The organism is Paraburkholderia sp. GAS448, from assembly GCF_050435685.1.
GTDB lineage: Bacteria > Pseudomonadota > Gammaproteobacteria > Burkholderiales > Burkholderiaceae > Paraburkholderia.
Map to the genome: position 1 here is coordinate 245,107 of NZ_JBNDKT010000006.1, position 24,275 is coordinate 269,381.

Sequence of the window (24,275 nt, forward strand, 5' to 3'; positions counted from 1 at the left end):
AGATGCAATTTTTCCACCAGGTGGAAATCAATTTTTCCGTAGATACATTGTTCTAGCCCAAAAACAGACCTATCGTTAACGCAAAACTTGGCGATTGGAAAATATAAAGCGGTGGAATGGCTGGTAAAGAAATGCTGCAGCTTCGACTACGACTTCGTTTTGAATTCACTTCGTGAGACAGAGCAATGATCAGGCACATTGTGATGTGGCGTGTTGCAGGCAAGACCGCGAGCGAGCGCCGCGAGACGGCCAGACGCGTCAAACAGGAGTTCGAGCGCCTTCGAGGCTTGATTCCGGGCTTGCTGGAGATCGATGTGGGGCTTGATATCAGTGAAGTCGACTATGCGTGCGACGTTGTTCTCGTGGCCGATTTTGAATCACGCGCTGCCCTCGAAGACTATGCGAACCACCCGGAACACCTTCGGGTTCGCGAGGCACTTGCCGGCATGCGAGAGACGCGTCACCAGGTTGATTACGCTGCAAGCTGACCGCGCTGCCGTGACTACTGTGCAATCACTTCAAAACACCAGGGTGGAACCGATGAGGAACACATATAAAGCGGCATTGTGGGCGATAGCGGGTTGTCTTTCGACGGCTGCTCTTGCCCAGGGACCGACATCGGCCCCGGCTGCGCAAAGCGGCGCCACAGTAACCGGTCAAGCGTCTCAACCCGGCGGCTCGAAGAAAGCCGACCGCGCCGCGAACCGCTCATTTGCGAAGAAAGTGCACCAGGCGCTGAACAAGACGAAGGGCCTGGCGGGGACAGATATCGCGGTATTTGCGAACGCACAAACGGGGGAGGTGATCCTGAGCGGCTTTATTGATACCCCAGACCAGGAACACATCGCAACGGACGCTGCCAGCAAGGTGCAGGGTGTCACGTCGGTTAGCAGCAAAATCGTGCAGCGGCCCCAGCTCTAGTTCAAAAAATTACACGACGCGCACTGGCTCATCAACGGCCGCCGTACCGCTTTTCATTGAACGCTTCGAATCCCGCAACGAGTGCGTCGAGCAGGTGTCGGACAGCCGGAACCATGCCTCGGCGCGTGGCGAAGATCGCGTGCACGAGGCCTGGCGTCGTAGCCAGATCGGGCAGCAGGTGCCCTAGCCGGCCAGCCTGAATGTCGTCCCCGATAAGTTTCCGAGGCGGCAAGGCCACGCCGACGCCTTGCATTGCCGCGATCATCAGGCTGGCCAGATCGTCTGTCGCCAATCGAGGCTGATGTGTCCACGACGTCGCCTGACCCTTGGTGTCGACCAGGTTCCGCGCTCGACCACCTCCGCGAAGATCCTCAGGTCATTGAGGTCAGAGATCTGGTTGCGAGCGGTTTCGCCAGAGACGAAGGCGCGCTTCCCATTCGCGCGAATGCGCGCCTGCCTGGCGCAATGCTAAAGGCAGGCGAGCGCATCTGGCAGGCGTTGAGTCCGTCGCGTTGTGCCTATCTAGTGGTGGCATCGGGACGAATCGAAGTCAACGGCGAACCCATGGGTCCGCTCGACGGTGCCGCGATCACGAAAGTGCCGGCGGTTGAAATAATCGCGCTCGAAGATTCCGGGCTGGTGATGGTGGACATCGGCCAGGTGTAATTTTCATAGTCCACCTACGTAAGTCAATTTCGGGAGGTCATCATGGATCGTTACAAGTTTCTTCCACTGTTGGGTCGTATCATGATCGGAGCACCGTTCGTCATGAGCGGGCTGGGCAAACTCGGCGCATACGCCGTGACGGTCGGCCATATCGCGGCTATGGGTTTGCCTGTACCGCCGCTTGCGTACATTGCCGCCGTGGCCGTCGAACTGGGCGGCGGCTTGCTCTTGCTGTCGGGATACCGTGCCCGCTACGTGTCGCTCGCGATGGCGGTGTTCTGTCTCGTCACGGCGGCCTTCTTCCACCACAATTTCGCCGACCAGAACCAGATGATTCACTTCCTGAAGAACGTGATGATGGCTGGCGGCCTTCTGCAGATCACCTACTTTGGTGCCGGTGCGTTCAGCCTCGATGCGCGCGCCGGGCGGGCGGCCTCGCGTGCTGCGTCTCTGAGTGCGAGCTAGGAACACGGATCCGTCGAGGCGAACGCTTGCCTGAGCGGGTGGTTGATCGTCTCGTCCGGCTCGTTCCTCTGTCTCACCATCGCTATCCTCAAACGGAGATCCACCGTGTCGAACAGGCTCGCGGGAAAGGTGTGCATCATCACTGGAACAGGCGGGAGCATGGGGCGCGAGGCCGCGCTGACGTTCGCGCGAGAAGGTGCGCTCGTGGTCGGCTGCGGTTTGTATGCCGACGATGCGCAAGCCACTGTCGATGCAGATCGTGCCGCCGGCGGCACGATGGTGTCCCTGCATCCGTGCGATCTGACGAGACCCGCCGACTGTGGGGCACTCGTCGACCTCGCTGTGCGGTCATTTGGCCGTATCGACGTCCTTTTCAATAACGCCGCGATGGCGTACTTCAACTGGATCGAGGACGTCTCGGACGACGAATGGGAGCGCAATCGTCGCGAAGAGGTCGATCTGGTGTTCTACCTCACGCGGGCCGCATGGCCGCATCTGAAAGCAAGCCGCGGCGTGATTGTGAACACGGCTTCCCTGACCGCACTCATGAGCTTCAAGAACCTTGGCTCGCTTGCCCACACCACCGCCAAGGCGGGGATTATCGGCATGACGCGACAGTTGGCGATGGAAGGCCGGGACCATGGGATTCGCGCCAATTCGATTTCGCCCGGGGTGATTGAAACCAACCAGACGCGAGAGCAGCTGAAAAATCCGGAGTGGGCCGGCTACATGCTTGGCAAGACGCTCCTCGGTCGACTTGGACGGCCCGAGGAAGTGGCGAACGTTGCTCTCTTTCTGGCCTCCGATGACAGTTCGTACGTGACCGGCGTGGACATCGTCGTCGACGGCGGAATGAAGGTCTGGTGATCGCCCGGTCGAGGGCTCGATCGCCGGGCAATTCGTCCTGCTGATCCCGGGTACATCATCGCTCAAACATTTGCGAGAAAACCTGGCGGCGGCTTTCCTGACTTGCACCTGCGGGCGACTCACAGCCGCGAGTCATGGACCTACCGCTACAAATCGCCGCTCGATCATTGGATGGGTCAAATCAAACTCGGCGAGTGGCCTGCAATGGGATTGCCGGCTGCGATAACGGAGCGGGCGAAGCAACGGGCATCGCGTGACGGCGGCGGAGATCCAGCGGCGGCAAGTGTCAGTCCAGACAGGCGGCTCTCGATACGCCGGCGTCGATATCCGGATACACAGTCAAGGATTTGTGTCGTGACTACCTGATCGGGACATTGAGCCGCATCGCAAAAGCAAAGGCGCGAATCCTTTCCCGCTGATCTGCAAGAGGGCGCGATGTAATCCAGGGTCCCATCGATTGCGGTGGAGTGGGACTTGGCCATTCGATCATTCCTCGCCATATAGCGCGGCTCAGCGGTTAGCACGATCGTTCGCTAGAGGCTGCCGCCACGGCATTTCCCAGGGAATTCCCTGGTATCCTTGACTTCTGTCGCTCCAAGACACATTATTCGATATAAATCGATGTTGCATAGAACGATCTTAATACGAATGGTTTGATTGCGCGAGTGGTAGACCTGTCGTGTTGAGACGCTGTTCGAGGCTGGGTCGTTTTGAGAAGGAGAAGATGATGGCTAGCGCAGGAAAATCTTTGCACCTGATGGTCGATCACTGGCTCGGCACGGTGCCTGGGGACAAGGTCCATGTCACAGAGTTCAGAAACAGGCGATCCACAGATCAACGTTATGTGTGCGTCGAGACCCTGAGGGCGGCAGGCCCAGTCGCACTGTTCTTTTTTCGCCATCGAGACGGTACCTGGTGCATATACCCTCCAAACCGGGAACGACCGATGATCCGGATGTTTGACTGATGCCATCGTGGGCGCGGCAATCTCCGCTCACGGCCGACGTGTGGCGGCGCGGTCTCCATATCGAGCCGCCTGAGTTGTGGGCGTTAGACGGCCGTCATTTGAGCGTGTGAGCGACGAGCGTTCAATACAGCCCGGTGCCAACCTGGGGAATGCTCTCGCTGCGCGGTATTTGTTGTCAGGAACATAGGCGATGTTCGCGAACCTGAACCAGGATTCTTTTTATTGGCCACGCGCTATTGCGCATCGCCTCCGCGGTATCGTCGTCGCGGCGGCGATCGTGGTCCTCGGGTCGCTTGCGGGACTGTGTTATGGCGCTGATTCGTCGGTCTGGCCGATGTCCACAACTTTCGACGCGCCCAGAGAGGGCACGCCCACAGCAGAGGAAATCGCAACTGTTGTGAGTGCCCGCTTTCATATAAGGTTGCCCGACGCATTGGAAATTGGTCGCGCGGTGCTGAACGCAGCAGGGCGCTACACAATCTCGCCGTTGTTGCTGCTTGCAGTGATTGAGGTCGAATCCAGTTTCGACAGATTCGCGGTAAGTGTGGTTGGCGCCAAGGGACTCATGCAAGTGCTTCCATCTCAGCACAGAGACCGCGTCCTTCGCACGTCCGATTTGACTGACGCGCGTACGAATGTCCGCATTGGGTCAGAAATTCTGCATAACTACATCACGGCATCAGATGGAAACCTCGAGGACGCCCTATATCGCTATAGCGGCGGCGCCAGGGGCTACGCGCGGCGCGTAGTCGATCGCATGAGCATGATGAAAGCGGAATTCGGTTTGTGACGCGGCATTGATGCGATTGGTTCGATGGGCGAGCAGGGGGCTCGCGAACTGTCTGACGCAGAACTGCACTTTCGTCTATGCGAATAGCGATCCTGTCATCGGTCGCGCAAACGTTGCTGCGGCTTCACAGAATTTCCTGAAGCATCTCGCGGACATCAAGCATCACCTCCTTAACGTATGGGCGTTCGAGGATGTCGTCGCTTCGCAACTATCAGTGACCTACACACGCAAGGATGGTTGGACACTGACGATTCCGGCCGTGACGATCTGGAAGTTGCTGGACATGTTGATCGATGAATACCGCATCTACGTCGATATTTCTCCACCGTTCGAGCGTTGATCATAAGGAGATAAAGATATGAACCGCGATCTTGAAGGGAAGATCATCATCGTCACCGGCGGTGGCTCGGGTATCGGACGTGCCGCGGCTCTGGCGTGCTCCGTGGCGGGGGCACGCGTAGTGGTCGCCGATATTGCCGTTGTGGCGGGAGAGGAGACGATCTCGGCGATTCGGCGGGCAGGCGGTGATGCAATCTTCGTGGCAACGAACGTAGCTGATGAAGAACAGGTCGAGGCGCTGGTGGATGCGGCATGGAGCAAGTATGGTCGGCTCGATGGCGCATTCAACAATGCCGGTCTTTCCCAGACGAACGTCCTGCTGCATGAACTGACTGCCGAGCAATGGCGTCGAATTCAGGCGGTCAATTATGACGGCGTGTTCTTCTGCATGAAGCATGAGATACGCGCAATGCTGCAAACGGGTGGCGGCTCCATCGTCAATACTTCGTCCACGCTGGGCCGCGTGGCGGTGCGCAGTGCGGCGGACTACTGTGGCTCCAAGGGCGGTGTTCTGGGAGTGACAAAGGGCGCGGCGGTCGACTACGGCGACAAGCAGATCCGCGTCAACGCCATTCTCCCCGGTGCGGTGGACACGCCGATGGTTCAGGCGCTGGTGTCCGATCCGCAATTTGCCGATTTGATCCAGAAGCTTCGAGCCAGTCACCCCTTAGGAAGAATCGGCGTTCCGGAGGAGATCGCTGCTGCCGCCGTCTGGCTTCTTTCGGACAAGGCGTCTTTCGTGACTGGAGCCGAGTTGGCGGTCGATGGGGGATTTCTTGCCATCTGATGTTGCTATGCGCTTGATGCGGCCGTCCTGTCACCCGTGGACGGACGGCCCTCCACGGAATTCTTCGGACATGCAGGCGTACCGCTTGCTGCAAACGAAGCCGTAATCGCGGGTCTCAGCCGCTTCTCATCCCACCGTCCATAGAAGCCGTGCTAATCCTGTTGTATGATTTCTCTCTGGTTGAATCCATTTTGAACAGATAGCACCGATCGATGGCTCGATCCCATGTCGAGGAATGAGTGAATGCCCAAATCCAATTCGTCTGCAATCAAGGCAGCCACCACCGCTCCGAAGTTAGTAGAGGCAACAGCGAAGAGGCCATCAGATGTATTTGATGATCGCGGCAGGACCGTTCCGTGGATCGCGCGAACGATACACCGACTCTACGATGCACAGGCGCAGAAGCTCCTCGACAGGGAGACCATTCCGATTGCGTACTGGTACTACCTTCGTGTGCTGGCCGAACGCGGCGAGGTCAATCAGCTTGAGCTCAGTAAGCGCGTGGGCATCGCGTCGACGACCGCGGTACCCGCGCTCGACTATCTGGAAAAGCGCGGCCTGGTGAAAAGGGTGCCCGATCCAAACGATAGGCGAAAGTATTTCGTCAAACTACAGGATGAAGGCAAGCGCCTCGTCGACGAAATGCTGCCCGATCTGACTGACATGATTTCGGTGTCGCTCGACGGAATCTCGCAGAAGGACATGCGCGTCTTCTGGAAGGTCATGCACCAGATCGAATCGAACCTGATTCAGATGGCCCAAGGCGCCACGGTCGTCGACTGATTGTCTGCGCGCCGACGACGCCGAGGCCGTTAGGGCGGAGGGCCGGACGATGATTTCGGATCATCCGTGTGACCTTACAAAGCCATCGGACGTATGGGAGAAACTGCTGCGTATTGCCTCGCGTGGCTAGATCTTCTACTGCGTTGCCATCGAGATCCGCAATGCCGCCCCGGGTGGGGCGGCGGAGGATGCATCGACGCGACCGGCGGCACCAGGGCCGCGAAACTGGCCTGGCGAATTCGCTCGTGCGGCCGGAGTCAGGCGCTCGCCCACGCGTCGCCCGATCTCGCCAGCACGCCTATCAGGCTTGAGCGCTATTCTGGACCGCCGAAGAAGCAGCCACAGAAGCGAGACCTGCCTGTGACCGACTACCAGGCTTCGCCAGCGCCATAGCCGCCAGGTAACCAAACGTGATCGCCGGTCCCAGTGTGATGCCTGCGCCGATGTAGTGACCGCCAACAGGCGAGTTCATGTCGTTGCCGCATGCAAAGATGCCGGGAATCGGACGGTCGTTGCTGTCCAGGACTTCGCCGTTGGGGCCCGTCACGAGACCGCGGCTGGTGCCGAAGTCGCCCGGCATCAGCTTGACTGCATAGAACGGTCCCTTCGTGATCGGACCGATACACGGGTTCGGGGTGTGAGTGGGGTCACCCTTGTAGGTGTTGTACGCCGACGCGCCCTTGCCGAAGTCCTCGTCGACTCCGGTCTCCGCGAAGCGGTTGTTGCGTACGACGCTGCGCGCGAGCCCGCCGGCATCGATGCCTGCCTTGGCGGCGAGCTCCGCGAGTGTCTCGCCGCTATAGAGATAGTCCGACTCCTCATAGCGACGCAGCGACATGCCCGGCAGGATGACGCCAATGCCATACTTCTTCACGGCTGCTGCGTCGGCGACCAGAAACGCAGGGATTGCGCCGGCGTCGAACATCCCCTGGGTGAAGGCGTGATACGACGCGGCTTCATTGGTGAAACGGTTGCCTTCCTCGTTCACCGCAATGAAACCGGGCTTGGGCCGATCGAGCATGAAGTGGCCCCACAGCGTATTGCCTTTCTCGTTCTTGTATTGCGAAATCGGCACGTAGTAGCCCGTGTCGCGCCCGTTGTGATCGAGCCGGCCGCCGACTGAAAGGCCGAGTTGAATGCCCTCACCGACGTTGCTCGGCAAGCCGAGGCCGAGTTCGACCGTCGGTTGACGGGAATGCTCGCGTCGCATTTCGAGGTTACCGCTGTAGCCGCCGGTCGCGATAACGACACCGCGGTGTGCGCGTACGCGAGACGTGCGGCCATCGCGCGTCACTTCGGCACCGATCACGGCACCATTCTCGGTGATGAGCCGGGTCGCGTGAGCGCCTGGCCAAACCGGAATCTGCTCATCGAGGATCGTCTTGTACAGGCGCGCGATGAGCGCATTGCCGCCCACGAGACGGGTGCCGCGATGATAGCTCAGGCGGTCTTTGCCGTAGCGCAGGAAGCGCTTCACGACATGCGAGAACGACTTGAACGAGCGCGTGAACGACAAGAAGTGGTTCAAGTCCAGAAGGTCGAGCATCATGCCGCCGAATGGCGCGAATGCCGGCAGCGGTGCCCGCAGGTCCTTGAAGTGCGCACCGAGTTGACGCCCGTCGAACTCGAGCGGGGCGTGAGCCCGTCCGAACATGCCGCCATCGGACTCCGGATAATAGTCTGGATAATGGACCGCCATCACCTTGAGTTCGGAATGGCGGACCAGGTAGTCGAGTGCAACCCGGCCCTGGGTAATGTAGCTTTCCTGGAGCGGGCTACCCACGGTGGTGCCAACGGTCGCCGCAAAGTATCGACGCGCTTTCTCGAAGGAATCCTGGAAGCCCGCCTCCTGCATCGGCACGCTATCGACGAACCACATCATGCCCACCGACCAGGCGGAGGTGCCGCCGACCTGGTCCGTCTTTTCGAGGACGAGCGGCTTGAGGCCCTCGTTCTTCGACACAATGGCCGCCGACATGCCGCCTGCACCCGCTCCCAGAATAATGACATCGACCTCGAAATCCCAGTTTGCCGTCATATCAGTGCCCATAGCGTTTGTCCTGTTTGAGAGGTCCGGGAAGGAATGTCGGGAAATTGCCGCTCTGACTCGCAAAATTCCAGTCGCCCCGGCACGAATCGTCTCGCACGCGACCGGCGGCACGGTTCGTGAACTGAAACTGCCTTGAACGCACACGGTGCAGAGGCCCTCGACTAAAGCGGAGCACCAGACACAACGATAGCGCCGATGCCCAAACCAGGCGACTGCCGGAGCAATGGCGACGATGACGTCGAGAGTCTCTATCGGCGCGTCAAGAGCAAATCGCACCGAACAGCATCATCGTGTCAACGATAGATCTATATCGAATAATGCGTATAAGAATGACTGATGTCAAGGCGCTTGGGGATTCTCCTGGGCGCGTTGCAAGTCAGCCTTCGAATCTCCCGATCGGATGAGCGCAAGCATAGCCCGCTCATCGGCACATGCTGCCTTGACAATATCGATCACATTTAGGATTATTCGATATAAATCAAATTCGTCGGGACATGACGCTTGCCGCCCAGCCCGTCCGTTGCCGGCCGTGTGACCCTAGTTGAGGAATGGCCAATGTCAAAGTTGAGTTCGAATGCAGTGAACGAAGCGCTCGAGGGGCTGGAAGCGGCGGGTGGTCGCCGCTCAGTCGTTTTTGACGACCGCGGCCGAACCGTGCCATGGATGGCACGCACGCTGTACCGCCTCTACGAGGCCCAAGCCCAGAAGGTGCTGGACAAGGAGGGCATTTCGGTTGCGCACTGGTTCTATCTTCGTGTTCTTGCAGAACGCGGCGAAATGAACCAGCTTGAACTCAGCAAGCGGGTAGGCATTGCGTCGACCACGGCCGTACCGGCGCTCGACAGCATGGAAAAGCGCAATCTCGTGCGACGCACGCGCGACCCTACGGACAGAAGAAAATACGACGTCAGCCTGCAGGATGAAGGACGACGCCTTGTCGACGAATTGCTGCCCGAGCTCACCGAGATGATTTCATCTTCGCTCGAAGGCATCTCGGCGAAAGATCTTCGGGTTTTCTGGAAAGTCATGCACAAGGTCGAAGACAACCTGACCCTGATGTCTCAGGGCGACTCCGCGATCGACTAGCCGCCGGCCGGTCGGTGGTACGACGACGATGGCGTGGGGCCATTGCTGACCGGTGCGTGTGCGGCGCAGACGAGAGCCGCACACGCTTGCTACTTGCTCACCTCGATCCGATTGCCCGTTTCACTCGACTGCTCGATTGCATAGAGCACTTCGTGGAGTGCGCGTGCGTGATCGAAGCTGGGCGCCGTGCGCGTGCCATGGCGCAGATCATCGGCGATCAACCGGTAAACGCCGGCGACATTGCGCGCTGCAACGGCATCGTCGGCATCGATCGGGAACGGGTCCGGGACGTCGAGTTCCTCATAGCCATTCTGGCCTTTGCGTCCGAACTCGACGCGCAAGGGCGAGATGTTGACCGCCGGGACGTATTCGTTCCTCGCGGTGACGCGCAGATCGCCCTCGCTTCCGTTGATCTCCCACAGCAGCTTCGTCCCGCGCGGCAGGCCACCGCGGAGTTGCAACGACAGCGGCGCTCCGGAGCGCAGAATCGCGTTCGCCATGAGGTGGTCGGGCGTTTTCATCTCGATGGTTTCGCCCGTCTCGATGACGCGCACGGTTTGCCTGCGTTGCGAGAGCACCGCGTGGATCTGTTCGATATTGCCGAGGACGGCATCAATCGCCGAAATCGCGTGCCCCCCGATCACGGAAAGCAGTGTGGCGCCGTTCCGGTTGTCCATGGCGTAGGCATCACCCTGCAGAATGTCGTCGCCCCAGCTGAAACCCGAACCGACGTACGTCGAAGACAGGACATCGCCGATCTTGCCGTCCGCGACGAGCTTGCGCATGAACTGCACTTCGGGGGAGGCGATCGCCTGCGCGCCAACGACGGCCAATGCCTTCTTCTCGCGCGCGAGTTCGGCAAGCGCGATGGTTTCTTCGAGCCCATTGCCGAGCGGCCATTCGCTGTACACGCTCTTGCCCGCCTGCAGGGCCGCCGTGACGACTTCCTTGTGGTGCTGAACCTTGACGGTGACGACGACGATGTCGATGTCCGGCGATGCGGCCAGCGCAGCGGCACTTTCGAATGCCCGCGGGATGTCGAACGCGGCGGCCGCGGCCTGCGCGCTCGCGAGGCTCGTATTCGCCACGCCGGCGAGCTCAAAGACGTCGGACAACGCCCGCAACGCCGGAATATGGGCTGTCGCCGCCCAACCGCGTCCTGGGCTCAGGCCGACGATACCAACACGATATTTTCCTTCCATTGCTTCCTCTAACGTTTAGGTAACTGCAGTACCTTGAGCGCCTGATCTCAAAGGTTGGCCCTATGGAGCCGGCCACAGACACCGGCCGCACCCGTCATGCGATCTGGTATTTGTACGACGGGTCTTCCTTGTCACGGCGCCCGACATTGAAATTTTCGAGCGGGGCCAGATCTCCGGGAACCGGGTCTGATCGCTGGGAGTCGAGCACGACCATCCGATCGGCAATGCGCCATTCACCGTTGCGCCGCTCCATGCGGTCGACGTAGCGAATGTTCACTACCCAATCCATCGCAGGCTTGTCGCCGTCGGGTTTCGTGCGGTGACTTGCCTGCGCATAGTGTTCCGCAAACGCCACATCGCCGTGGACCTCGACATACTGGTTGCCGGTGAAGTGCTGCGTCGATTCGAAGTTCGGCAACAACTCGGCTGCCCAGTCGATGAAACCTTCGACACCTCCGTTGTACGCGCCGTGCCTGTCGATCGCATCCGGGTGATAACACGACCGCACGAGATCCCAGTCCATCCGATCGATGCCGCGGCAATAGCGGATATGCACGCGGCGAATCTCCGCTTCATCCAGTAGCTGTTGAAGTTTCGCTTCCAACTTCGGTCTCCTTGATTGAATCGTCGCGGCTGAAGCAAATTGATGCCACGCCGTTTGGGGGGAGTGGATTGAAACCAATCGCGAGCGCAATCCACTTGCGAATCCGGAGCGTGACCTGACGATCGAGTCGAACGGCTCCGCACATGCGGAGCGGGCTTCGTCTGCGTTGATCTTCGCATCCGATCGCCCACTCCCGTCGTGCCTGCGCCGCTGTCCGCTTGCGCGGTCATGGCCGCGCGATCCTTTTAAGTCCGGGGCGGCTTGCCGACCAGTTCCCGGTATTCATTGGCCGTTGCCGGCTTGCGGCCGAGCAGACCGGCAATGTCGCGCGCCATGCTGAACATCTCCAGATTGTCCTTGAGGCGCTCGTCGCTGTTCGGATACTTCCACGGCGTGTCTTCGGTGCCAATCCGGATATGCAGGCCCATCATCGTGGCAAGGGTCGTCATATAGAGCGTTGCGCGGCCGGCCGCACAGACGCTGATGACCGACGTCGGATCGATCTGGCGGATCTGGTCGACCATCAGGAACATGTGGCGCGTCATGTCCTGGGCGTTGCTCACCCACGTGCCGGACACCAGCGTGCGACCGACGTTGAACGGCAGGCCATAGAGAATCAGCCAGTTGTAGGGCTTCTTGAGAATGCCGGTATCGATCAGTTTGCGCTTCGCGAGTTCGATCTCGCCGGAGCTGTGGACGGCCAGTTCCGGCTTGACGCCGGTTGCCTCGAGCTCCGAGATGGCGGGCACCATGAACGCTTCCGGATGGCCCGGCGCGCACGGTGCGACTTCGCACAGACCTTCGCGAGCGGGGCTCACGCATATGTCGAATGTCGAGCCGTTGAGGACGTTCAAATTCGCCACGAAGTCGTTACCAAAGCGCGAGCGCAGCGGCTCGAGGACCGCGGAGTACGCCTCGACGGGCGGGATGTCGCGGTCGAGGCGTCGCCCCTTCTCGTCGGTCATGAACGAGAAGTCGATGTGCACGCCGCAAGCGCCGGCTTCGATGACGCTCGACGCGGCGTCCACGTACTCCTCGAGCGACGTGGTGCTATCAAAGCGCCCCGACACAGCGGCATTGATTGCGATCTTTTCCGATACGTCCCATTTGGGTTGCAGCTCGGCTCCCGCGATGAACTGGTACTCCTCCATTTCACGTTTGGCGGCTTCCCAGAGCGACAGTTTTTCGGCCATGATGATCCTCGACACAGGTAGTGAATTTAGGTTCGCAAATCTTTCGAACCCACGGAAATCAAACAGGAGAGGTTTTGGCGGGTCGCGCCGGAGAAGCCGCGACCCGTGTCCGCCTTGAGCGAGACGCGAAACGTTTTGCGCTGCGTGGAGGCTTCCCGGATTGCCTGTATAGGCGCTTCGAGCCGTACGTCGCTGGAGGGGGAGCCCGAAACTCCCCGACCGGAGTGCTTGCACACGACGGCGACCTCCTCACCACGTCCATATCCACACATTTGAGCTCCTCGAGACCGCGTCTGCCCCCGCGACCCCTGCGCACTAAAAAACGCCGGGATGCAAGGAGCTGGCCCCTCTCGCAATCAGATCGTTTGCGCTAAGATAATTACGCACAAGATCGATTTACATCGAATCATGCGTTGTAGAATCAATTAAGTCAAGTAACCCAGGGAATGCCCTGGTGAACGGCGCGTGAGCGGCGGTTCTGTACATCAGCGATGTGCGATGATCACAAAAGGGACTACCGGCTCTTTCGCGAGCAGGGCCTGCCTTAATGGCACAAGCGGCCCAGGCGAAACAGGTCAGCAAGGTTGCGACTACCGGAGCAGAAGCAACCGTTGAGCCCACTCGCTCGTGCTCATCAGGATGGGCGCTGCCCGGCCGGCACGCCGGGACAGAGATTTTCGGCAACGGTCAAGCCGGGAATCAGGGCCGGCTCCTGCCGGACGATCGCGAGCCCGAGGCGGCGCGCCGGTTCGGTGTCCGCCAAGGTTTGCTCGCCAATGATGGCGACGCGTCCACTGTCGGGGACGAGGGCGCCCGACGCCACAGCCCTGAAGGTGAATTTGCCCGCGCCGTTTTCTCCGACGAGACCGTGGACTTCGCCCGCGGGCACCGAGAACGTAACGTTGTCAGGTGCCCGCACGCCGGGAAAGGTCTTCGTGACCCCATCGATCTGCAGAAGTAAATTCTGTTTGTTCGTGACTCGCCCTCAGCTATCAATGCTCGAACACGGCCTTCAGCTTCTCCGGCGGAAGCGCGGAGGTGAGGTCGGCATCAGGCGGAGCGGACGGATCGCACTTCGGATCGAGGCCCTTGGCACTATCTGCGTAGGCAAAGGGCAGAATCGACGGCGACTCCTTGTCAGCTGTGCCCTGATAGGCCGCTACACCCTGCCGCACGGCAAAGCGAACGTAAGTCGTCGTGCCGTCGAGCGTGTAATAGGGATATGGCTTGCCCGACTGCTTCGCCGCGACAAAATGGCAATTCACCTGATTGTCGCTTGCAATCGTCGCGATGGCCGGGACCGGAAGGTGAGCCTGTTCGAATGCCTTTACGGCGGCCAGCGCGGTTTCGCCACCATCGGTCACGATGGCGTCGATCTTCGGATACTGCGCGATGAGACCGACCGTGGCCTTCTGGGCGTCGACGGGATTCCAGTTCGTCACGATGTACTGCTGATTGAGCAACTTCAGATCCGGATATTTCTTGAGTCCGTCTCTCAGACCGTCCATGAAGTTTTGGGAGGTGGTCGCGCCGGGCGATCCACCCATGAACACGACATTGCCCTTCTTGAGTGTTGTTCCGAGCCAGTCGGCCCACAGGACACCGATCTGCTTCGTATCGCCCACCACGTTGACGACGTAGTCACGGCCAGGTGTGCCAGCGAGCTGAGCCGAGTACGGGACAACCGCGACGCCCGCCTTCATGGCCGCCCGCATTGCGGGAAGCTGCACCGCGCCGAAGTCAGGAAGCAGAATGAGAACATTGATGCCCTGCGCGACCATGCTGTTGATGTCGGAATTCGCCTTCTGCGGATCGCCGTTGGCATTGCTGTAGATGATCCGCGTGACGTTCTTGCACCGACTGAGTTCGTCCTTGACTTCTGCGAGCCCGGTCTTGCGCCACGTATTGCCGCCGTAGCCGTCCGACACGCCGACGATCATCGGCTTCGTGCCGCACAACGGCGTGATGTCGCCTTGATGGTTCGTGATGGAATCTTGCGCCGCGTGGGCGGCGGTACAGGTCAAACCCGCGGAAAGAAGCAGGCTGGCGCATATTTGCATAGCCGAGACGAGCATCTTCGATCGCCAGTATCGAAGATCGCGCCGGTTCTCGAGGCCGCATTGATGAGCAGTCGAAGTCTCTTTCGCAAAGAACGGACTTTGCAGTTTTTGCACTGCAGCTTGCGATACGCGAAGCCTGAAGAGCATGGTGATCCTCGCCGTGGGTGGTTGATGAGTAATGGAAATGGGCCGATCAGGAAAATGGAGCTTTCCTGTAGCGGTATTGCTACGCGATCCTAAATGCAACAGTACGTTGTAAGATCGATTTATATCGAATAATGTGTTTTGGAATGAGTGAAGTCAAGGCCCCCTGGGGAAAGTCCCTGGCAAGGGCGCACAGTTCTGCTCCGGTCGCCGAAAACCGGATGCACCTCCATCCTCGTTGAGGCGCGGGTTGGTTCGAGAATATCCCGCGCCACGGCGATCGCAGTCGGGTCGGACTTAGTCATTCGCACACGTTGGCAAATGCGATGCACCAGACCGCCGCCGCGCACGGCAGTGGGTCGGGGAATTCCCTGGCGTCCCGGACTTCGTCAATTCCAGAGCGCAGCAATCGATATAAATCGAGCCCTTATAGAATCATTGCAGCGCAAACGATGAGGCGGGGACGAAGGGCACGTAGCGATGCATCGGAAGACATGCTGGATTGTCCGCGATGCGCCGACGCTCCCGGAGACGCCAGCGAAACTCGGCTTCATGAAAACGCATGACAGGCATTCGCGCGACGCCAGCAGCGCCTACGCCGTGGTCAGGCGCTTTGTGCAGTCCGGATGCACGAAAGTTCGCTCGTACGGGGGCACTGACGAAGAGGTCCGGTCGCGTTGTTGTCAGGGCACCCGACTGGCCTGCGACACGAACTTGGTTACGAGGTAGCCATCGAACGTCTCGATGCCTCCTTCGCTGCCCATACCGCTCTCCTTCACGCCGCCCAACGGCGTTTCGGCCAGTGCCAGGCCGAAATGGTTGATGCCAACCATGCCGGCCTCGATACGGCCAGCAACGTATTCGGCGGTCGCGATCGAATTGGTGAACACGTAGGAAGCCAGCCCGTATGGCAGCGCGTTGGCACGTGCCAAAGCCTCTTCAGTGGTACTGAATTTCGTTATCGGCACAACAGGTCCGAACGGTTCCTCGACCATCAGACGCGCGTCAGCGGGTACGCCGGTGAGGATGGTCGGGGGGAAGAAGTAGCCTGTTTCAGCCAGACGGCTGCCACCACACACCAGCGATGCGCCGCGCTCCCGCGCGTCCGTCACCAGGGACTGCATTGCGTCCACGCGTCGCTCGTGGGCCAGCGGGCCCATCTGGGTCTGCGGATCGAGGCCGTCTCCGACCCGTAGCGGTGCGTATTCGGCGGCGAAGGCATCCACGAACCGCTCATGGGCTCTTTCGTGCACGAAGAAGCGGCTCGGTGCCATGCAGACCTGACCGGCATTGCGTGTCTTGGTACGCGCCAGAAAACGCGCGGCCTGTTCTACGTCGGAATCATCGAACACCAGCACCGGCGAGTGGCCACCCAGTTCCATCGTCATGCGCTTCATCTGCGCGCCGGCCATCGACGCCAGCTGTTTGCCGACAGCGGCGGAGCCAGTGAACGAAATCTTTCGCACCGCCGGAGCGTTGATGAGATGCGTAGAAACCTCAGACGGCACGCCCCAGACGACGTTGAGGCATCCCGCTGGCAAACCCGCATCGTGGAATATACGCGCCATCGCCACCACTGCGCTTGGCGAATCCTCCGGGCCCTTGAGCACCAGCGTGCAGCCCGCGCCCAAGGCCGCGACCACCTTGCGTAACGACAGGTTGAAGGGAAAGTTCCAGGGTGTGAATGCAGCGCAAACACCTATGGGCTCACGGGAGACCGTCTGCTGCACGCCCGGCGTGCGCGCCGGGATCACGCGCCCATAAATGCGCCGGCACTCCTCCGCATGCCATTCAGCGTGCTCAGCGCAGCTTTGTACTTCAAGAATGGCTTCGGCCAAAGGTTTGCCCTGGTCGAGCGTAATGTTACGGGCGATCTGCGGCGCTCGCTCCCGGATCAACGAGGCGACGCGGCGCAGCAACGCTGAGCGTTCGATCGCCGGCGTGTGTCGCCATACCTGGAATGCATCCGCCGCTGCGTTCACGGCATCATCCAGATCCTGGGGCGTAGCGTGCGGCAATCGGGCGAACGCCTTGCCAGTCGCAGGGTTGATCACATCCTGTTCGGGCCGCCCATTAGCGCTCAGGAAACGGCCACCGATGTAGAGGGCGAGTGCTTCGTATTGTGCAGTTGTGGTGTCCATAGCTGCCTGACTCAAAGAAATACACTACCGCCGTCCACGGCGAGGGTTTGGCCGGTGACAAAGCCCGCACCATCACTGACCAGATAAGCCAGCGCCGCTACGAGGTCGTTTGGCACCTGATCGCGCTGGATACAGCGGCCGGCAGTACGGGCGTTTTCACCAATGCGGTCTTGCAGATCGGTCTGCAGCACGCCGTCGCTTAGCGTGAAGCCCGGGGCAATCGCATTGACCGTAATGCTGTCCTTCGCCAGTTCCCGCGCAAGTGCGCGAGTGAAGGCAATGACGGCCCCCTTGCTGGCCACGTAATGCGCCATATTCACGGGCCCCTTGATTGGCACGGTGGAAGCGATGTTCACGAGGCGCCCCCGACCGCTCTGGCGCAGATGTGGCAACACCGCTTTGGCACAGTTGAACGGGCCCATAGTGTTGACTTCCATCACCCGCATCCATTCCTGATTGGTGATCTGCTCAAACGGCTTGAGCGTCAGGGTGGTAAACAGTGCGGCGTTATTGACCAGGCCATCGATTCCGCCGAACTCCGAGACTGCTGCGGCCGCCATGTCAGCGACATCTGCCTCGCTGACAACGTCCGTGCGCACGCCGATGACTTGATGTCCGGACCCACGAAGACGCCCTGCGGCTTCGTCCGCGCCACGCAGGTCGGCGATGACGACACGATGCCCCAGCAGTGCAAGGTGTTCGCTGAAAGCGTAGCCAATGCCGCTGGCACCACCAGTGACAATAATGCGCTTGGGTAATTCAGGTTTCATGGTTTCCTTCGCACGTCAGAAGACTTCAGGTGGCAATGAGTGATCTACGTTCCTGTGGGTCGCTTGCCCTGTGGTATGTAGCGAAATATCAGCAAAGGCTGATCAGGTGTCAACGATCCTGGCTACAATGTCCGCATACCGGACTTTTGTACGAAATTCGAATTTCGCGAGGGTCTATGGCGTCTCATGCGGGCGGGAAAGAATCACGGGAAAACGAACCCGAATACGTGATGGGGCTCGAAAAAGGGCTGTCCATCATCGAAGCATTCGGTATGAAAAAAGGGCCGTTGACCGTGACACAGGCGGCAGAGATAACCGGCCATACAAAGGGTTCGGTACGTCGCAGTTTGCTGACGCTGTGCAGGCTGGGCTATGCCGCGCAGAATGGTCACAGTTTTGTCCTGGCACCGCGCGCTCTGAGGCTGGGTTATGCATATGTAGTCTCAGATCCGTTGACCAAGGTTGCGCAACCTATCCTGGAGATCACCAGCGAACGCACGCAAGAATCTGCCTCGATCGCTGTGCTGGATTTGCAGGATGCAGTCTTCGTCGCGCGCTCAACGCATCGGCGCAGCCTGTCCAGCGGGTTGGGTGTTGGCTCGCGCTTGCCTGCTTACTGTAGTGCCACAGGGCGCGTTCTGCTGTCAGGACGACCGCCGGCCGAGGTGAGATTCATGCTGAACAGAATGGCACGTCCCGCTCTGACGCCTCACACCCTCACCACGATCACCAGCATCATGAAAGAGATCGAATTTGTGGGCAGACACGGGTACGCCATCATCGATGAAGAACTGGAGATCGGTATTCGCTCAATCGCCGTTCCGATCCGCAACGCACGTGGCGAAATGATTGCGGCCATGAGCCTTTCGGTGTCCACAAGCCGCATGACGCGCGAAGGCGTAGTGGATCACCTGCTGCCAGAACTTGAAATCGCACGCCGCCACCTTGCCGCCCTGTTGTAGCGCTTCGCCTGTCCTGCCATGCATCTTCAGCGAGCCTGCGTGGCTCGCACTCGCACGGTTGATGGGCCTCGGTAGCTGCGAAATCTGCATCCCACATGTCGCGAGCGGGCAGGGCGCGCGATCGGCGAATCGACGAAGTTTTATATAACCGGGCGCGCGCGCAGGCGCGTCTGGATCACCCATCACCTGCCACCGTTGCGCCGCGGTCCTACGCGGTCACGCTCGCTGATTGAGCCTGTTGGCCGCCGCGCTGGTTCCGACTGGCACCAGTGCGCGTGAGTCGCGTGCACCATACGTCAGGAAACGTCGGTAGTCGGGAGCACGCCTCTTGGCCGGATACGCGAATCGCCAGCTGGCCTATAGCGAGCGTTGCAGACGCCCGGCGGTTTCGCGCAGCGCCGGCAGGAAGCTTTCCCGCAACGTTTCGATGCTCACGCGCCCTGAAAATACGCTCACGCTCAGCGCCGCCTCGATCTGCCCGGCGCTGTTCTTTACCGGTACCGCCATCGCCGACATGCCGATTTCGAGCTCTTCGTCGCTGATAGCGTAGCCGTCCTCTGCCGCTCGCCGGATCGCCTTCAGCACCCCGTCGAGATTTGCCACTGTGCGATCGGTGAGCCGCTTCATGGGCACGCTTTCGAGGTGCGCGCGCACCTGCTCTTCAGGCAGGCCGGCAAGCAGCACGCGTCCCGTGGCTGAGCAATAGGCGGGCAAGCGGCCGCCGAGCTTCACGCCCGTCGACACGATACGGACCGCCTCGGCGCGTGCGATGAACACCGCATAACCTTCGTCCAGCACGGCCAGCGAGACGGACTCCTGTAGCCTGTCGCGCGTGCTCGCCAGCAGCGGTTGCGCAATCTGCGGCAGCGACGACGTGCTGAGGTAGGCGCTACCCAGCCGTAGCATGCGCGGCAGCGGCGTGAAGAACTTGCCGTCGTGGGCGAGATAGCCATGCTCGACGAGCGTCAGCAGGCATCGCCGCGCCGCGGGGCGGCTCAGGTCAGCCAGATTTGCCGCATCCGAGACGGTCATGCGCGTGGTGTTCGGGCCGAACGCCTCAATGATGGCCAGCCCCTTGGCCAGCCCCCCCATGCCTTCCTTCGCGTGGGCCTGGATTGTCCCGGCCTCGTCCTTGACGGGCGACAAGGCTCGGTCCTCTGTATTGACAGGGCTTTTGATGGGTGTCATATTGGGTCGTATATCGAACAATGTACGGTATTCGAACACACCCGGGTAGGGCTGTCAACTACAGTCCCGCCGAGGTCCCCGGTAATCGGCGTTTGGCAAACGCCCTCTACGGAGTCAGAAACTTGAACATCATCCCCATCAAGCCGGCGCGCCGCGTCAGCATCGAGTGGCCCACCGAGGGTGTCACGCGCGTGCCCTATGCGCTGTTCCAGAGTGACGAAGTCTATGCGGACGAGCAGGAAGTGATCTTTCGTGGTCCGAACTGGAGCTATCTGTGTCTCGAAGCCGAGGTAGCGAATCCGGGTGACTTTCGCAGCACGTTCGTCGGCGATGCTCCCGTGGTGGTCACGCGCGACACGGACGGCGAGCTCTATGCGTTCGAAAACCGCTGCGCGCATCGCGGCGCGATGGTTTGCCTGGAGGACGAGGGCAACGCGAGGGAATTCAGCTGTGTCTACCATGCCTGGACCTACAGCCTGCAGGGCGATCTGCTCGGCGTCGCGTTCCGGGACGGCATCAACGGCCAGGGCGGCATGAAGGAAGGTTTCTGCCTCGGCGATCACGGCTTGCGCAAACTGCGCGTGGCGACGCTGCACGGTCTGGTGTTCGGCAGCTTCTCCGACGACGTGCCGCCGCTCGACGAATACCTTGGCGAGGAGATCGTCGAACGGATTGCGCGTGTGCTCGAAAACCGCACGCCCGTCGTGCTCGGCCGCTTCACGCAGATGCTGCCGAACAACTGGAAGCTCTATTTCGAGAACGTCAAGGATTCCTATCATGCGAGCATCCTGCATCTGTTCTTCACGACCTTCCAGTTAAACAAGCTGTCGCAGCGCGGTGGCATCATCGTCGACCCCAGCGGCGGCCATCACGTCAGCTATTCAGCAGTCGATCACGCGGCTGAAGCGGCGAAACAGGCAGCCACGAAGGACTACGCGACCCAGAACATCCGCTCGGAGAGCGGCCACCGCCTCGAAGACACCTCGGTGCTCGCGGGCACCGACGAGTTCGGCGACGGCATCACGCTGCAGATTCTTTCAGTCTTTCCGGGCTTCGTGCTGCAGCAGATCCAGAACGCCATCGCGGTGCGCCAGATCCTGCCGCGCGGCGCGCGCCAGACTGAACTGAACTGGATCTATCTCGGCTTCGAGGACGACACGCCCGAGTTGCGGGAAATGCGTCTGCGCCAGGCGAACCTCGTGGGTCCGGCAGGCTATGTCTCGATGGAAGACGGCTGCGTCGGCGGCTTCGTGCAGCGCGGCATCGACGGTGCAAGCGACGCACGCTCGGTGATCGAGATGGGCGGCGATGGCACGACCAGCAGCGCGAGCCGCGTGACGGAAGCCTCGATTCGCGGCTTCTGGAAGGCCTACCGTAACGCGATGGGATATTGACGATGACGCAGGACATCCACCAACTGATCGCCCGTGCGCAGGCCGAATACGTGCGCTGCATCGACGACGGCGACCTCGGGCAATGGCCCGGGTTCTTCACCACGTCGTGCGTCTACAGGGTAACGACCGCCGACAATCATCGCCGCGGCCTCGTGGGTAGCATGATCTACGCGGCATCGTACGGCATGCTGGTCGACCGGGTCGCGTCGCTGCGCGACGCCAATGTCTACGAACGGCACGCCTACCGCCATCTGCTCGGGCAGCCGTACGTGATCAGCGACGACGGCACTGAGGCCCGCAGCGAAACCTCGTTCATGGTCGCGCGCATCATGCGCGACGGGACCACCGACCTGTTCGCGACGGGCCGCTATTGCGACGTGTACGTGCGCGACGAGGCGGGCGTGCGGTTGCGCGAGCGCGTCGTCGTGTGCGACAGCTCGCATATCGACACGTTGCTCGCGTTGCCGCTATGACGCCCGCAAACCTGCCTTCGACCGACGCCGGCTGACAACGCATCGAGGTGATATCGTGGATCTTCAAATTTCCGTCGCTGACAGCGACATAACGTTTCCGTGCGCGGCCGGTGAAACCGTGCTCGACGCGGCCGAACGCGCCGGCTATGCGGTGCCGTACTCGTGCCGCAAGGGCGTCTGCGCGTCCTGCGAAGGACGCCTCGTGGCGGGCGAGGGGCGTTCGCCGGTGCAGGGCGCAGTGGTGGCGCCGGCCGAGCGCGCGCTGCTGTGCTGCCTGCGCCCCGACACGGACCTGACGATCGCGCCGCGCCGCATCGAGAAACGCGACCCCATCGCTCGCAAGACGCTCGAGGCCTCTGTGTACCGCATCACGCAGCCGGCCGGCGACGTCAGCATCCTGCAGTTGCGGCTGCCCGCGGGCGTGCGCGCGAAGTTCGGCGCCGGCCAGTATCTGCAGATCGATCTGGAGGACGGCACGCGGCGCAACTATTCGATGGCGAACGCGCCGCACGAAAACGACAGCGTGCAGCTGCACGTGCGCCACGTTCCCGGCGGTCGGTTTTCCGAAGGCGTGCTGGGTTGCCTCGCGAAGGGCGACAGGCTGCGCATCGAGCTGCCGTTCGGAGAGTTCATGCTGCGCGAAGGGTCGGACAGGCCGGCTGTGCTGCTTGCGACAGGCACAGGATTCGCGCCGGTGAAGTCGATCGTCGAGGACGCCATCAAGCGCAAGCTCGAACGGCCGTTGCATCTGTACTGGGGCGCGCGCTGCGCCGAAGACCTCTATCTCGCGTCACTCGCGCAGAAATGGCATGACAGTGGCCGTGTGAAGTTCGTGCCGGTACTGTCCGAAGCCGACGAGGCGTGGACGGGACGGCGCGGCTTCGTCCACGAGGCCGTGCTCGAAGACTTTGGCTCGCTTGCGGGATATGAGGTGTACGCATGCGGCAACCCATCGATGACAAGCGCCGCGCGCGACACCTTCGTGAAGGCCGGCTTGCCCGAAGACGACTTCTTCAGCGACGCGTTCGTTCATACCGGCTGACGCGCCTGTATCCGTTTTCGTGCCCGCCAGCCCCTGACGTTCCAGCAATACAGGCAAGGAGACAACAACCATGGCGGCTTTGTCCCTGAACGTCGTTGACGTCGCCGAAGTCATGGCACCATGATCCTTGACATAGTTAATCCTCAGCAGGATCATGCGACATAGGATAAATTGATAGCGATCTGGCCGGTCTCCCAGCCCGCATGGCTGGCCCGTGCTGACGCTTTCGTTTCGATCGTTCCGCAACAAGGAGAAGAGGTAATGGGAAATCACAAACTCCGGCTGTCTATCGCCGTTGGCAACTATGACCGCATGCGGCCGCTCATCGATGGGGATGTTCAGATCGACGGCGTAGATCCGGTTTTCATGCTGCAGGAACCTGAGGAGATCTTCTTTCGCGCGTTTCGGCACGCCGACTACGACATCTGCGAGCTGTCGCTCAGCAGCTATTCTGTCAAGGTGGCTGCGGGCACGTCGCCCTATACCGCCGTGCCGGTCTTTCCGTCGCGGGCGTTCCGACATACGGCGATCTACGTGCGTGCGGACCGGGGAATCAACAAGCCTGAAGACCTGAAGGGCAAGCGCATTGGAGTACCCGAGTACCAGCTCACTGCCAATGTCTGGGTCCGGCTTCTTCTCGAGGAAGAGTACGGGGTAAAAGCGTCGGATGTGACCTGGGTGCGCGGCGGCTACGAAGATCCAACCAGAGTCGAGAAGATCTCGCTGAACCTGCCGGACGACATCAAGCTGGAAGACGCCCCCGAAGGCGAAACCATCTCCAGCCTTCTGGCGGCGGGGAAGATCGATGCCGTCATCGGTCCGCGCGCGCCTTCCTGCTTTGACCAGGGCCATCCGCAGGTTCGGTATCTCTTCGACGATCCACACAAGACTGCCGCCGATTGGTATGCGCGCACGAAACTGTTTCCAATCATGCACACGCTCGGCGTCAAAAAGGCTCTCACCGATCAGCATCCCTGGCTGCCGGGTGCACTCGTCAAGGCATTCGAGAAATCGAAGGCCCTCGCACTCGAGCGGCTCAGCGAGACCGGTGCGACCAAGGTTACTTTGCCGTTTGTCGAAGACCAGTTGCGGGCGGCGCGCAAGCTGATGGGCTTCGATTTCTGGCCATACGGTTTTGCGGAAAACGAGCAGACTATCGACCGCTTCCTTGTCCGCCATCATGCCGAGGGATTGTCCAGCCGTCGGCTTCAGGCGCGTGAGTTGTTTCACCCTGCGAGCCTCGAGAGCTTCAAGATCTGATTCGAGCGTCGAGCCTTGTCCGCGTCGAAGCGGGGTGTGGGCCCCGTAAACGCCAGATCCTGGCTGCTGGCAAACCGATCGCCCCGAAAGTCGCATGTCCGCCAACGAACAGGCGGACATG

The 24,275-nt window shown here is 60.7% G+C and carries 26 protein-coding genes; 16 read left to right on the forward strand and 10 right to left on the reverse strand.

The genetic code is table 11. From position 1 onward, the window contains the following. Positions 1-185: 185 nt before the first annotated feature. Both P3T23_RS14615 and P3T23_RS14620 read left to right on the forward strand, forming a co-directional pair. Positions 186-488, forward strand: a complete 303-nt coding sequence (locus tag P3T23_RS14615; protein WP_429316877.1) for a Dabb family protein — start codon at positions 186-188, stop codon at positions 486-488. Beyond that, entirely contained in the window at positions 469-921 is a 453-nt protein-coding gene (locus P3T23_RS14620) for a BON domain-containing protein (RefSeq protein WP_429316878.1), read from the forward strand. The genes P3T23_RS14615 and P3T23_RS14620 overlap by 20 nt, the downstream gene beginning before the upstream one ends. A 31-nt stretch (positions 922-952) precedes the next feature. Here the strand turns inward: P3T23_RS14620 and P3T23_RS14625 are convergent, their stop codons facing one another. Then, a complete protein-coding gene (locus tag P3T23_RS14625) occupies positions 953-1,261 on the reverse strand; it encodes a LysR substrate-binding domain-containing protein (protein ID WP_429316990.1) in 309 nt (102 codons plus the stop codon). Between P3T23_RS14625 and P3T23_RS14630 the strand changes: the two genes are divergently transcribed. The 8 genes from P3T23_RS14630 to P3T23_RS14665 all read left to right on the forward strand — a co-directional run bounded on the left by P3T23_RS14630 (position 1,225) and on the right by P3T23_RS14665 (position 6,585). Beyond that, on the forward strand, positions 1,225-1,587 hold the full coding sequence (locus tag P3T23_RS14630) for a hypothetical protein (RefSeq protein ID WP_429316879.1): 363 nt from the start codon (positions 1,225-1,227) through the stop codon (positions 1,585-1,587). The genes P3T23_RS14625 and P3T23_RS14630 overlap by 37 nt on opposite strands. A gap of 42 nt (positions 1,588-1,629) precedes the next feature. Next, positions 1,630-2,052, forward strand: coding sequence for a DoxX family protein (locus P3T23_RS14635; RefSeq protein ID WP_429316880.1), 423 nt, complete (start codon positions 1,630-1,632; stop codon positions 2,050-2,052). A 105-nt stretch (positions 2,053-2,157) separates the two neighbouring features. Continuing rightward, a complete protein-coding gene (locus P3T23_RS14640; protein WP_429316881.1) occupies positions 2,158-2,919 on the forward strand; it encodes an SDR family NAD(P)-dependent oxidoreductase in 762 nt (253 codons plus the stop codon). Positions 2,920-3,021: 102 nt separating this feature from the next. After that, positions 3,022-3,285, forward strand: a complete 264-nt coding sequence (locus P3T23_RS14645; RefSeq protein ID WP_429316882.1) for an integrase arm-type DNA-binding domain-containing protein — start codon at positions 3,022-3,024, stop codon at positions 3,283-3,285. A gap of 791 nt (positions 3,286-4,076) precedes the next feature. Continuing rightward, positions 4,077-4,676: a transglycosylase SLT domain-containing protein gene (locus P3T23_RS14650; RefSeq protein ID WP_429316883.1), complete on the forward strand. Its 600-nt coding sequence runs from the start codon at positions 4,077-4,079 to the stop codon at positions 4,674-4,676. Positions 4,677-4,686: 10 nt separating this feature from the next. Beyond that, a complete protein-coding gene (locus P3T23_RS14655; RefSeq protein ID WP_429316884.1) occupies positions 4,687-5,016 on the forward strand; it encodes a nuclear transport factor 2 family protein in 330 nt (109 codons plus the stop codon). 18 nt (positions 5,017-5,034) lie between these two features. Then, positions 5,035-5,802: a glucose 1-dehydrogenase gene (locus P3T23_RS14660; RefSeq protein WP_429316885.1), complete on the forward strand. Its 768-nt coding sequence runs from the start codon at positions 5,035-5,037 to the stop codon at positions 5,800-5,802. 243 nt (positions 5,803-6,045) lie between these two features. Then, entirely contained in the window at positions 6,046-6,585 is a 540-nt protein-coding gene (locus P3T23_RS14665) for a MarR family winged helix-turn-helix transcriptional regulator (RefSeq protein ID WP_429316886.1), read from the forward strand. Between the two features lie 301 nt (positions 6,586-6,886). On the opposite strand, the gene P3T23_RS14670 is transcribed toward P3T23_RS14665, so the two are convergent. Next, entirely contained in the window at positions 6,887-8,635 is a 1,749-nt protein-coding gene (locus P3T23_RS14670) for an FAD-binding protein (protein WP_429316887.1), read from the reverse strand. A 555-nt stretch (positions 8,636-9,190) separates the two neighbouring features. Here P3T23_RS14670 and P3T23_RS14675 point away from each other — a divergent pair. Further along, positions 9,191-9,721, forward strand: coding sequence for a MarR family winged helix-turn-helix transcriptional regulator (locus tag P3T23_RS14675; protein ID WP_429316888.1), 531 nt, complete (start codon positions 9,191-9,193; stop codon positions 9,719-9,721). Between the two features lie 89 nt (positions 9,722-9,810). Here P3T23_RS14675 and P3T23_RS14680 read toward each other — a convergent pair whose 3' ends face one another. The 7 genes from P3T23_RS14680 to P3T23_RS14710 form a co-directional block, all read right to left on the reverse strand. Then, positions 9,811-10,923, reverse strand: coding sequence for a Gfo/Idh/MocA family protein (locus tag P3T23_RS14680; protein WP_429316889.1), 1,113 nt, complete (start codon positions 10,921-10,923; stop codon positions 9,811-9,813). A gap of 94 nt (positions 10,924-11,017) precedes the next feature. Then, a complete protein-coding gene (locus P3T23_RS14685) occupies positions 11,018-11,527 on the reverse strand; it encodes a nuclear transport factor 2 family protein (protein ID WP_429316890.1) in 510 nt (169 codons plus the stop codon). A gap of 245 nt (positions 11,528-11,772) precedes the next feature. Beyond that, positions 11,773-12,720 carry a 3-keto-5-aminohexanoate cleavage protein gene (locus P3T23_RS14690; RefSeq protein ID WP_429316891.1) on the reverse strand — a complete coding sequence of 316 codons (948 nt, stop codon included), beginning with the start codon at positions 12,718-12,720 and terminating at the stop codon, positions 11,773-11,775. 634 nt (positions 12,721-13,354) lie between these two features. Beyond that, the gene (locus tag P3T23_RS14695) at positions 13,355-13,639 is read right to left on the reverse strand and encodes an ATP-binding cassette domain-containing protein (protein ID WP_429316892.1); all 285 of its coding nucleotides are present in this window, start codon (positions 13,637-13,639) and stop codon (positions 13,355-13,357) included. 73 nt (positions 13,640-13,712) lie between these two features. Next, entirely contained in the window at positions 13,713-14,795 is a 1,083-nt protein-coding gene (locus P3T23_RS14700) for a substrate-binding domain-containing protein (RefSeq protein WP_429316893.1), read from the reverse strand. 812 nt (positions 14,796-15,607) lie between these two features. Beyond that, positions 15,608-17,065 (reverse strand): NAD-dependent succinate-semialdehyde dehydrogenase, encoded by a 1,458-nt coding sequence (locus P3T23_RS14705; protein ID WP_429316894.1) that lies wholly within the window; start codon positions 17,063-17,065, stop codon positions 15,608-15,610. An 11-nt stretch (positions 17,066-17,076) separates the two neighbouring features. Next, positions 17,077-17,835: an SDR family NAD(P)-dependent oxidoreductase gene (locus P3T23_RS14710; RefSeq protein WP_429316895.1), complete on the reverse strand. Its 759-nt coding sequence runs from the start codon at positions 17,833-17,835 to the stop codon at positions 17,077-17,079. 176 nt (positions 17,836-18,011) lie between these two features. Between P3T23_RS14710 and P3T23_RS14715 the strand changes: the two genes are divergently transcribed. Further along, positions 18,012-18,797, forward strand: a complete 786-nt coding sequence (locus P3T23_RS14715) for an IclR family transcriptional regulator domain-containing protein (RefSeq protein WP_429316896.1) — start codon at positions 18,012-18,014, stop codon at positions 18,795-18,797. Between the two features lie 357 nt (positions 18,798-19,154). On the opposite strand, the gene P3T23_RS14720 is transcribed toward P3T23_RS14715, so the two are convergent. After that, positions 19,155-19,985: an IclR family transcriptional regulator domain-containing protein gene (locus P3T23_RS14720; RefSeq protein WP_429316897.1), complete on the reverse strand. Its 831-nt coding sequence runs from the start codon at positions 19,983-19,985 to the stop codon at positions 19,155-19,157. A gap of 122 nt (positions 19,986-20,107) precedes the next feature. Between P3T23_RS14720 and P3T23_RS14725 the strand changes: the two genes are divergently transcribed. The 4 genes from P3T23_RS14725 to P3T23_RS14740 all read left to right on the forward strand — a co-directional run bounded on the left by P3T23_RS14725 (position 20,108) and on the right by P3T23_RS14740 (position 24,154). After that, a complete protein-coding gene (locus P3T23_RS14725; RefSeq protein ID WP_429316898.1) occupies positions 20,108-21,379 on the forward strand; it encodes an aromatic ring-hydroxylating dioxygenase subunit alpha in 1,272 nt (423 codons plus the stop codon). A 2-nt stretch (positions 21,380-21,381) separates the two neighbouring features. Beyond that, positions 21,382-21,852: an aromatic-ring-hydroxylating dioxygenase subunit beta gene (locus P3T23_RS14730; protein WP_429316899.1), complete on the forward strand. Its 471-nt coding sequence runs from the start codon at positions 21,382-21,384 to the stop codon at positions 21,850-21,852. 55 nt (positions 21,853-21,907) lie between these two features. Next, the gene (locus P3T23_RS14735) at positions 21,908-22,894 is read left to right on the forward strand and encodes a 2Fe-2S iron-sulfur cluster-binding protein (protein ID WP_429316900.1); all 987 of its coding nucleotides are present in this window, start codon (positions 21,908-21,910) and stop codon (positions 22,892-22,894) included. A gap of 261 nt (positions 22,895-23,155) precedes the next feature. Next, positions 23,156-24,154, forward strand: a complete 999-nt coding sequence (locus P3T23_RS14740) for an ABC transporter substrate-binding protein (protein WP_429316901.1) — start codon at positions 23,156-23,158, stop codon at positions 24,152-24,154. Positions 24,155-24,275 lie beyond the last annotated feature (121 nt).